Origin of the sequence: Micromonospora noduli (assembly GCF_003264475.1) — a bacterium.
Lineage (GTDB): Bacteria > Actinomycetota > Actinomycetes > Mycobacteriales > Micromonosporaceae > Micromonospora > Micromonospora noduli.
Window position 1 is genome coordinate 19,487 of record NZ_PYAC01000019.1, and the last position, 9,572, is coordinate 29,058.

Genomic DNA, 9,572 nt, shown 5'->3' on the forward strand with positions numbered 1-9,572 from the left:
AAGGAATTGCTAAGGCTGACGGCAGCCCCCAAAGCCGCCGGCTGGGCAAGACGAACCAAAAGGTTGATCAGAGTCACCGCAATGTTCGGTCGGTCCGCTTCCGTCATCTGAGGCAGGAACCCCCGGGAGGTGCAGTGACGTACGAGGAGTTCACGGACACGCGGCTGGCCCCGCTACTGCGGTACGCGGTGATGCTGACCGGCGAACCACACCAGGCCCAGGATCTGGTCCAGGAGACCATGGTCCGGGTCCAGCTCAACTGGCGTCGGGTCGCCCGCGCGGACTCGCCCGAGCGATACGTACGCCGGATGCTCACCAACCAGTACGTCGACTGGCGGCGCGGCTCGTGGGTGCGCCGGGTGCTGCTGCGCGGGGAGCCCGACGCGTCGGTGCCGGTGCCCACCGATCACGCCCAGTCCGCCGTGGACCGGGACCAGGTCTGGTCCTGGCTGTCCCGGCTGCCGCGTCGGCAGCGGGCCGCTCTGGTGCTGCGCTACTACGAGGACCTGCCCGACGTCGAGATCGCCGACATTCTCGGCTGCGCCGTCGGGACCGTCCGTTCGTCCATCTCCCGGGCCCTGGCCACGCTCCGGGCCGAGTACGTGGAGGCGTGAACATGATCGAGGATGACCTGCGTGCCGCGTTCGCCCGGCACGAGACGTTGACCCCGTCGACCGGCCCGCTGCGGGTCGCGATCGATAGGCTCGCCGCCGTCCGCCGTCGCCGCCGACAGCGGTTCCAGGCCGCTGGCGTCACGCTCGCCCTGCTCGGCGCGCTCGGAGTCGGGGTGCCGCAACTGCGCCCCGATCGGCCGGCGGAGGGCCCGTCGTTGTCCGGTCAACCGGCTGGGGGGCAGTCCGGGGCGTTGAACGTCCTGCTGCTCGGGGTGGACGGATTCGGCGAGCAACCGTCCTACCGGTTGGCGGACTCCGTCCTGCTGGTGCACATTCCGGCCGACCGGAGCCAGCCGTACCTCATCTCGTTGCCGCGCGACCTGGAGGTCTCGATCCCCGGCCGGGGGGTCGAGAAGCTCAACAGCGCTTTCTACAGCGGTGCCGGCGAGCCCCGCCCCGACCTGGACGCCGGCTACGACCTGACCCGACGGGTGGTCGCCGACCTGACCGGGGTACGCGTCGACGCCGGCGCGGTGCTGACCTTCGCCGGACTGCGCCGGATCACCGAGGCGGTCGACGGTGTGGAGGTGTGCCTACCCAAGGAGGTTCGGTCCTGGCACACCCGCCGGACCTTCCCGGCCGGCTGTCAGCGGCTCGACGGGGCTGCCTCCGTCGACCTGCTGCGGCAACGGCGCTATCTGCCCGACGGCACTTTGGACCGGGACCGCAACGCCCAGCGCTACGTCGCCGGGCTGGTCCGGCGGGCGGCCGCGCAGGATGTGCTGACCAATCCGGTACGGCTCGCCGCGCTGCTGTCGGCCGCCGGCAAGGGTCTTGCGGTCGATGACGACGGCCTGCCGCTGACCAGGCTGATGGCGGTACTACCCGAGCTGAAGAACGTCGACCCGGTGGGGCTCAGCCTGCCGGTCGGCACCCCGGTGGGCAACGCTTCACGGCTGCCGCTGGACCCGAAGCAGGGCCCGGAGTTCCTCGCCGCGCTGCGCGAGGATCGGTTGGCGCAGTGGGTGGCGCAGCACCCGGAGCAGGTCAATTCCGTCCGCTGACGGACGGGGAGTTCACGACGACGCCCCGCGGGCCCGGTACGGGCCGGCGGGGCGTCGGTCGGGTCGGGGTGGGTCAGGCGGTGAAGCGGCTGCCGTGGCGTCGGGCGAGCAGGTAGCAGCCCGCTCCGGTGACGAGCAGCAGGGCGCCGATGCCGGCGATCAGGTTGGTGGGGGCGCCGGTGATGGGCAGCGAACCACCGCCACCGCCACCGTCTCCATCACCATCACCATCGCCCTGGCCGCCGCCGCCCTGGGCCGCGTTGACCACGATGGTGGCCCTGTCGTTGGCCGGTTTGATGTCGTCCTGGAAGCCGCCGCCGGCGGGGCACTCGCACGGCGCGTTGACCCGCACCGCGCCCCGGGCGTTGGGGATGACCTTGTCGATGCGCAGCCGGAACTTCGTGGTGTAGGTCTGCCCGGCCACCAGGAGCATCTCCGAGGCGCACAGGTACGTGCGGGTGGTGTCCTGCCGCAACCAGCAGTTGTCGGGAACCTCGACGGCGGTGGTGCCCGGCGGTAGCTCGACGTCGGTGTGGGTGGCAGCCTCGAAGTCTCCGTTCGTTCGGTCGAGCGTCGCCGGGCCGTTGTTCCGGAAGCCGACGGTCGCCGTGACGACGGTGCCGGCCGTGCCCTTGAGCGTGGCGCCGATCGCCGCGAGGTCGGTGCCGTTCTTGCCGGTGGCCTTGATGGTCCACCCGGTGTAGTCGTAACCCGGGCCGACGTCGGTCTGGTCGGCCTGCCGCACCCTGCCGGGCGCCTCGGCCAGCGCCAGTTTCGGGCCGTTGCCGGGGGCAGCCGCCCGTGCGCCGACGGCCGCCCGCACCCGGGTCAGGTCCTCGAAGTCGGCAGTGGTCATGAACTGGGCGTAGCCGGAGTGGTTGGCCGGCGCGTAGGTGTCCTTGGCGAGTTCGAGGTTCAGCGTGGTGGCCAGCCCGGTGCCCACCGGAATGTCCTCCTCGAACTGGCAGGAGACGAGGTGGTCGTCGGAGTAGCGGCAGTTGCTGAACCGGTCCTTGGTTCGGATCGAGTAGGGGAGGTCGAAGACCGCGACGAATCCGGTGACGGTCTTGTCGCCGGCGTTCGCCACGACCAGCGGCACCGTGAACTTCCCACCCGGCTTGGCGGAGAGGCTGGTGAACGGCCCGCCGGCCAGGTCGACCCCCTCGCCGACCCGGACCCGGGAGGTGTGGCTGCCGCGCCGCCCGCCGGCCGCCTGGAAGCTGACCGCGACGTCGCCGGAGTCGCCGAGCTGCGCGTCTTCGGTGAGGCCGAGGTGCACCCGCTTGGCACCGTTGCGGTAGATCCCGCTGCCGAGCGGCGGCATCTCGTACAGGACGACATCGGAGGGTTCCGTGCAGACGAGAACGCCCGGCTCCGGCGCGGTGCACTCCTGGCCGTCGGCAGGAGTCACAGTGATCTTGTTGGCCAGGGAGCGGTAGTCGTACCGCACTGAGACGTCGCTGAGGACCGTCGGCTCGTCGGCGTACAGCAACAGGCCGCGGATGGTCGCCTCCGAGCCGACGGCCAGGGTGGCGTCCTGGAAGTAGGGCTCGATCGTGGGTGCGGCGACGGCGGGGGTGGCGGAGGCGGCGATCAACGCGCCTGCGGCGCCGAGCCCGGTCAGCCAGCGGAGCGAGTGCTTGAGCATGGGGTCCTCCCGTGGGGGTACAGGTGGCGCTCGTCCAACCTAGGGACGCCCAGACTCCCCCGGTAACCCCCTTCGGATCGATATTTGTCTAATGACCCGAACGGCTGAGCACCCCTGTCGCAACGGGCAGCCGACCCCGCGACGGAATCAGCGGTAGTCGTCCTCGTCCCCGGTGACCACCCGGGCCTGCTCCATCGCGTCCCAGTCGTCGACCTCCAGGCCGCGGTGCGGCTCACTGTCGACGTCGGCCGGGCCGGCGACAGTGGCCTGCTCGACCGCGTCGGCCGGGTCGGCCTCGGGGTCGCGTTCGTCGGGCGCGAGGTGGTCGCCGGGGGTGAAGTCCTCGTCGGGCTGACCCATCATCCCTCCCGGGGGTCTCGGGGCACGGTTTCCACCCACCGTACGGGTTGGGCCGGCGCGCCGCCCGGAAGCGGAGTAGGCGGAATCAGCCCTCGGCGACGCGACCCGGTGCCAGGATGGTGCCGTGGGCTTCCTCATCAGACTGGCGATCACCGCGGTCGCGTTGTGGATAACCACGCTGATCGTCCCCGGTGTCGACGTGCACGGTCGCTCGGGTGGCAACACCGTCCTCACCCTGATCGTGGTAGCCCTGATCTTCGGCGTGATCAACGCGGTGCTCAAGCCGGTGATCCGGGTCGTCGGTTGTGTGTTCTACCTGCTGACCCTGGGCCTGTTCGCGCTGGTGGTCAACGCGTTGCTGTTCCTGCTCACCGACCGGATCGCCCGCGGGCTCGACCTGCCGTTCCAGGTGGACGGATTCTGGCCGGCGTTCTGGGGAGCCATCGTGATGACCGTGGTGACCTGGTTGATCAGCGTCATCGTGCCGGACAACCTGGACCGCCGGTGAACGGCTAGCACCCGGGTCGGTTGTTCCGGCGCACCTCACCTACGGGATACTTCCGGGCGGAGGACAGCGCGGTCCGGCGCACAAATGAAGAACAGCGGCCAGCACGGCCGAGAGTGGTAAGTAAGGAGCGCATCACATGCCCATCGCTTCCCCCGAGGCTTACGCGGAGATGCTGGACCGCGCCAAGGCTGGCCGGTACGCGTACCCCGCGATCAACGTGACCTCCTCCCAGACGCTGAACGCGGCGCTCAAGGGCTTCGCCGACGCGGAGAGCGACGGCATCATCCAGGTCTCCACCGGTGGCGCCGAATACCTCTCCGGCCCCTCGATCAAGGACATGGTCACCGGCGCGGTGGCGTTCGCCGCGTACGCGCACGAGGTCGCCAAGAAGTACTCGGTGAACATCGCCCTGCACACCGACCACTGCCCGAAGGACAAGCTGGACGGGTTCGTGCGTCCGCTGATGGGCATCTCGCAGGAGCGCGTGAAGCGCGGCGAGGAGCCGCTGTACCAGTCGCACATGTGGGACGGCTCGGCCGTGCCGGTAGCGGAGAACCTTGAGATCGCCGCGCAGCTGCTCGACGAGGCCGCCAAGGCCAAGATCGTCCTTGAGATCGAGGTCGGCGTCGTCGGTGGCGAGGAGGACGGCGTCGAGAACGCCATCAACGACAAGCTCTACACCACCACCGATGACGGCCTGGCCATGGTCGAGGCGCTCGGCCTCGGCGAGAAGGGCCGCTACATGGCGGCGCTGACCTTCGGCAACGTGCACGGCGTCTACAAGCCGGGCAACGTCAAGCTGCGTCCGGAGATCCTCAAGCAGATCCAGGACGCCGTCGGCGCCAAGTACGGCAAGGACAAGCCGCTCAGCCTGGTCTTCCACGGCGGCTCGGGCTCCCTGCTGAGCGAGATCCGCGAGGCTCTGGACTACGGCGTGGTGAAGATGAACATCGACACCGACACCCAGTACGCCTTCACCCGCCCCGTCGTGGACCACATGCTCCGCAACTACGACGGCGTGCTGAAGATCGACGGCGAGGTCGGCAACAAGAAGCAGTACGACCCGCGCGCCTGGGGCAAGGCCGCCGAGGCCGGTCTGGCCGCCCGGGTCGTCGAGGCGTGCGAGCACCTGCGCTCGACCGGCACCACGATGACCAAGTAACGACGTCCCACCCGACGGCCGGCTCCCCGCACGGGGGGTCGGCCGTCGTCGTCAGGTCGTCAGCAGGCGTACCGCCTCGCGAACGTCGTCGGTGAGGTGGATCGTCGACGACAAATCACCGAACGGGGACGCGGCCAGCAGCGGACGCAACAGCGCCTCCACCGGCAGCTCGACGGTCCAGTAGGCGCGGTCCAGGAAGATGTACGCCCCGCTGGCGCCGTCGGTGCCGTAGTAGGTCTTGGTGGCCGCCTGGAACACCTCCTGCACCGTGCCCGCCCGCCCCGGCGCGAAGACGATGCCGCCCCGGGCGAGGCGCAGGATGGTGTCCTCCCGGATCGCGTTCGAGAAATACTTCGCGATCCGCCCGGCGAACAGGTTCGCCGGCTCGTGCCCGTACAGCCAGGTCGGAATGGCCAGACCACCCGCACGCGCCCAGCCCAGGTCGTCGCCACGTTGCCGGGGCACCCCCGCGTACCGCTGCCGGACCGTCAGCGCCGTGGCCGTGTACCGGTGGTGGTCGGTGAAGTCGGGGGCGGTGGCCAGCAGGTCGATCGCCGCCGTCACATCGGTCGCCGGCCGGTCCGCCAGGTAGGCGCCGAGGTTCGCGGCCTCCATCACACCCGGGCCGCCGCCGGTCACCACCAGCCGGTCGGCCCGCGCCAGCTCCCAACCCAGCACGGCCGCCATCCGGTACGCCGGACTGCCGCGCCGCACCGCGTGCCCGCCCATGATGCCCACCACCGACTGCGGCCCGTGTGCGGCCAGCCAGACCCGGGTGGCGTCGGCCAGCGCGTTGTCCACTCCGTGGTCGTGCAGCCGCTGGCCCAGCGCCTCCTTGACGTCCGGCAACGCGCCGCCGTGCGCCCGGTAGTGGTCGTACACCCGGGTGTCGTACATCCCGGTGAACCCGCCCTCGGCGAACCCGGCGGCCAGTTCGTCCGGGGTGTAGAGGTGCGTCGGCTGGGTGGGGTACGGCAACCCGGAGAACGGCGGCACCACGTTCGCGCCACGCCGGACCAGGTCGGCGCCCACGTCCCGGGACGCGAACCGGCAACCGACGAAGAGGGTGCCGGCGACGTCGACGCTGGTCAGGTCGGGCACCGGCGCGAGGTCGAGCCGCAGGCCCTGCACGGTCAGCCCGGTCAGCCGACCGGTGATCAGCTGTTGGTCGAACTCGGGCCGGGTCTGGATCTCACCGGCGTGCAGGTGCGGCTCGATGACGTCTGCGGGAGGTGGGGTCGGCACCCGGCCATCCTGCCCCTCCGCCGGGGCCGGTCAAACCTCGGGCCAGGGGTGGAACCGACAGGAGCCCGGTGGTCGTGGCCACCGGGCTCCTGCATAACCGGTTCCTGGGGAGGCTCCGGACCATTAGTTGTAGTGGAAAACACCAGGCAACGGCATAGGCCGCAGGCGTGACCAACTCCTCAGCCGTTCAGCGGGACACGTCGGCCGACCCGCTCGCGTGTCGCCCTGTCCAGCGGGTTGAATGGGGCGATGCAGAACCTTTTGCCAGAGCCACCGGCCACCCGCCTGCCCGTGAACGACGAGGCCGACGCCGCCCTGGCTGCCGCCGACGAGGCCGGCACCGATGAGGCGTACGCCAACGTGGCGGCCGGCTTCCCGACCTACAGCGCGGCCTGGGCGGAGCTCGCGGCGCGGGCGTTCGCGCAGGGCCAGGTGGTGACGGCGTACGCGTACGCCCGCACCGGCTACCACCGGGGCCTTGACCAGCTGCGCCGCAGTGGTTGGAAGGGGCACGGCCCGGTGCCGTGGTCACACGAGCCCAACCGGGGCTTCCTCCGCTGCCTCTACGTGCTGTCCCGCGCCGCGGACGAGATCGGCGAGGCCGACGAGGCGGCCCGCTGTGCCCAGTTCCTGCGCGACTGCGACCCGGAAGCGGCGGACGCGCTGGCGAGCAACTGACCCCGCCCCGACGGCCGGCCCGACATCGGGCCGGCCGTCGGCGGGTTACAACCCTTCGGCGACCGCCGCGGCGATCTTCAGCCAGGCGTCCCGGGTGGCAGAGGAGAGCCCGCCGTACCGGATCGGCTCGCCGCTGTCGATGAGCCGCTCGTACGGGGCCAGCAGCACCGCCCGGGTGCGGGCCGCGAAGTGCTCCTGGATGGCCGGCAGGTCGATCTCCTTGCGGGACGGTGGCATCGACACCACCGTCACGGCCTGACGGACCAGCCGTTGCCGGCCGCTCTGCTCCAGGTGGTCGAGCATTCGGGCGGCGGTCTCGGCGGAGTCGTTACGGGCCGACATGGTGACCACGAGCTGGTCGGTGGCGTCCATCGACGCCTGCCAGTTCTGCGCCCGGACGTTGTTCCCGGTGTCCACGAAGATCAACTTGTAGAACCGGCTGACCACCTCACGGATCTCGGCGAACGCGGCAGCCGTCAACATCTCGCCACCGGTGGCCGACTCGTCCGAGGCCAGGACGTCGAACATCCCCTCGCCCTGCGAGCGGACGTACTGCGACAGGTCGCCGACCCGCCCGTGCGCGCCCTGGAACTGCCCGAGGTCACGCAGCATGTCCCGCACCGTGCGGGAGTGGAAGTCCTGCTGGGCGCGCATCCCGAGGGTGCCCTGGGTCTCGTTGTTGTCCCAGGCCAGCACGTAGCCGCCGCGCTTCTGACCGAACGTCATCGCGAGCAGCAGAATGGCCACCGTCTTACCGGCGCCGCCCTTCGGGTTGACCACGGTCACCTGCCGCAGGCCGCCGAAGTTGCGGCGCACCATCTCGATGTCCCGCTTGAGCTCCTGCTCGTGCCGCCCCGGAGAGAGCCGGAGCAGGCCCATCTTGTTGACCACCGCGCGTACACCCATGGTCGCCACCGGGTCGGCGGGTCGAACCTGGCGGCGTCGGGCGAAGTCCTCGGCGGTCGGCGCGGCGGTGGTGTCCGGTGTCCAGCTCGCGTCCGGGTACGCGGACGCGTCCGGGTACGCGGGGGCCGGCACCCGGGTCACCCCGTCGGCCTCCTGGTACGACTGCCCGGGCGTGCCGCCGGGCGAGCCCTGCTGCCAGGGTGGTGGGTACCAACCCGGCGAGGGCGGGAACGGCCCGGGCGGTGGGGTCGCCGGCCCGGCCTGCCCGGGAGCGTGCTGCGGTGCGGCAAGGCCGTGCGGTGGGTTGCTGAACTGCGTCACGTCCGGCGGCGGCGGAATCTGCGCCGGGCCAGCCTGGCCGGGGATGGTCGGGGTGAACGGCTGCCCGGGGTGTGCCTGCGCGGGACCGGCGTGCGGGACGACCGGCGGAGGCGGAATCGGAGGCGTCGCGCCTGCCTCGTCCTGAGCGGGCGCGGCCGTTCCGGCCGGGCGTTGCGGCGGGTACGCCCACGGCGACTCGGCAATCGGCCGCGCCGGCCCGTCTGCCGACCCGTCCGCACCGGGCCCACCAGCCTGCTGCACCGGCTGGCCGGGCTGTGGTGCCGGCCCACCAGCGGTCCCACCAGCCTGCGGCGCGTTCCCGCCAGTCTGTGGTGTCGGCCGGCCAGTCTGTGGTGTCGGCCCGCCGTTTTGTGGTGTCGGCCGGCCAGCCTGCGGTGTCGGCCCGCCAGCCTGGGGCACGGGCCCACCCGGCTGCGGTGCCGGCCCGGCCGCCGCGAGGGCTGCAGCCGAGGGGTCGGCCGGCGCGGGGCCGGCGGCCGTCGCGCTGTCGCTGGCGTTCGGGCCGGCGGCGGACGCGGTGGCCGCTTCGATGGGCCGGTCGGTGGCTGCGGCCGTGGTGGGGCGGTCGACGGGTGCTGACGCGGCGGGGCGGTCGGCGGTCGGATGGTCCAGGGTGAACGGCAGGTTCAGGTCGACGCCGCCCGGAGTTATCGGCGCGGCGCTCGGACCCCGGTCGCCGGGCTGTACCTGCGCCGCGCCGCCGGCCTGGCTGGCCGGATCGGGCGCGGCACTGCCCGCGTCGCTCGCGGCGGGCCGGCCGTCCCTCGGCGCGGAGGTGGTGCTCGGTGTCGTGGCGGCGGAGACGCCGGGGGCGGTCGGCCCACCGTTGCTCCCCGGGCCGGCCGGCGTCGGCGTCGGCTGGGCACCGGTCGCTGGCGGCGCGGTCGGCGGTGAGGCGCCCGGAACGTCGAGGAATCGGTGCGCGCGTCCCGCATGGCAGTCAACCTGGACTGGGCCAGCGGGTGGGCAATGACGTGTACGTCCACGATCGCTCAACCTACCGGTCCGTACCGCGCGGCGGTGCGGGTGCGGTCGGACCAGGGAC

General features: G+C 71.7%; 9 protein-coding genes. 5 read left to right on the plus strand and 4 right to left on the minus strand.

Features of this window, described 5'->3' with window-relative positions; all coding sequences use genetic code 11:
• Nucleotides 1–134: 134 nt before the first annotated feature.
• Together MED15_RS20065 and MED15_RS20070 are read left to right on the plus strand one after the other, a co-directional pair.
• Nucleotides 135–614: a SigE family RNA polymerase sigma factor gene (locus MED15_RS20065; RefSeq protein WP_112725820.1), complete on the plus strand. Its 480-nt coding sequence runs from the start codon at nt 135–137 to the stop codon at nt 612–614.
• A 2-nt stretch (nt 615–616) separates the two neighbouring features.
• Nucleotides 617–1,678 carry an LCP family protein gene (locus MED15_RS20070; RefSeq protein WP_112736631.1) on the plus strand — a complete coding sequence of 354 codons (1,062 nt, stop codon included), beginning with the start codon at nt 617–619 and terminating at the stop codon, nt 1,676–1,678.
• Nucleotides 1,679–1,751: 73 nt separating this feature from the next.
• On the opposite strand, the gene MED15_RS20075 is transcribed toward MED15_RS20070, so the two are convergent.
• Together MED15_RS20075 and MED15_RS20080 are read right to left on the minus strand one after the other, a co-directional pair.
• Nucleotides 1,752–3,326, minus strand: a complete 1,575-nt coding sequence (locus MED15_RS20075; RefSeq protein WP_112736633.1) for an LPXTG cell wall anchor domain-containing protein — start codon at nt 3,324–3,326, stop codon at nt 1,752–1,754.
• 147 nt (nt 3,327–3,473) lie between these two features.
• The gene (locus tag MED15_RS20080) at nt 3,474–3,686 is read right to left on the minus strand and encodes a hypothetical protein (RefSeq protein WP_091397476.1); all 213 of its coding nucleotides are present in this window, start codon (nt 3,684–3,686) and stop codon (nt 3,474–3,476) included.
• 124 nt (nt 3,687–3,810) lie between these two features.
• Here MED15_RS20080 and MED15_RS20085 point away from each other — a divergent pair, with 124 nt between their 5' ends.
• Together MED15_RS20085 and fbaA are read left to right on the plus strand one after the other, a co-directional pair.
• On the plus strand, nt 3,811–4,194 hold the full coding sequence (locus tag MED15_RS20085) for a phage holin family protein (RefSeq protein ID WP_030491363.1): 384 nt from the start codon (nt 3,811–3,813) through the stop codon (nt 4,192–4,194).
• A gap of 136 nt (nt 4,195–4,330) precedes the next feature.
• A complete protein-coding gene (gene fbaA, locus MED15_RS20090) occupies nt 4,331–5,356 on the plus strand; it encodes a class II fructose-bisphosphate aldolase (protein ID WP_088950924.1) in 1,026 nt (341 codons plus the stop codon).
• A gap of 51 nt (nt 5,357–5,407) precedes the next feature.
• On the opposite strand, the gene MED15_RS20095 is transcribed toward fbaA, so the two are convergent.
• Nucleotides 5,408–6,601, minus strand: a complete 1,194-nt coding sequence (locus MED15_RS20095; protein ID WP_112700006.1) for an LOG family protein — start codon at nt 6,599–6,601, stop codon at nt 5,408–5,410.
• 249 nt (nt 6,602–6,850) lie between these two features.
• On the opposite strand from MED15_RS20095, the gene MED15_RS20100 reads away from it, so the two are divergent.
• On the plus strand, nt 6,851–7,279 hold the full coding sequence (locus tag MED15_RS20100; RefSeq protein WP_091396135.1) for a DUF3151 domain-containing protein: 429 nt from the start codon (nt 6,851–6,853) through the stop codon (nt 7,277–7,279).
• 45 nt (nt 7,280–7,324) lie between these two features.
• Here the strand turns inward: MED15_RS20100 and MED15_RS20105 are convergent, their stop codons facing one another.
• Nucleotides 7,325–9,523, minus strand: a complete 2,199-nt coding sequence (locus MED15_RS20105; protein ID WP_425271083.1) for a MinD/ParA family ATP-binding protein — start codon at nt 9,521–9,523, stop codon at nt 7,325–7,327.
• Nucleotides 9,524–9,572 lie beyond the last annotated feature (49 nt).

Excerpts from the sequence above, each read along its gene's own strand:
- MED15_RS20070 (WP_112736631.1), top strand. The coding sequence starts at position 617 with ATGATCGAGGATGACCTGCGTGCCGCGTTCGCCCGGCACGAGACGTTG.
- MED15_RS20075 (WP_112736633.1), bottom strand. The coding sequence starts at position 3,326 with ATGCTCAAGCACTCGCTCCGCTGGCTGACCGGGCTCGGCGCCGCAGGC.
- MED15_RS20080 (WP_091397476.1), bottom strand. The coding sequence starts at position 3,686 with ATGGGTCAGCCCGACGAGGACTTCACCCCCGGCGACCACCTCGCGCCC.
- fbaA (WP_088950924.1), top strand. The coding sequence starts at position 4,331 with ATGCCCATCGCTTCCCCCGAGGCTTACGCGGAGATGCTGGACCGCGCC.
- MED15_RS20100 (WP_091396135.1), top strand. The coding sequence starts at position 6,851 with ATGCAGAACCTTTTGCCAGAGCCACCGGCCACCCGCCTGCCCGTGAAC.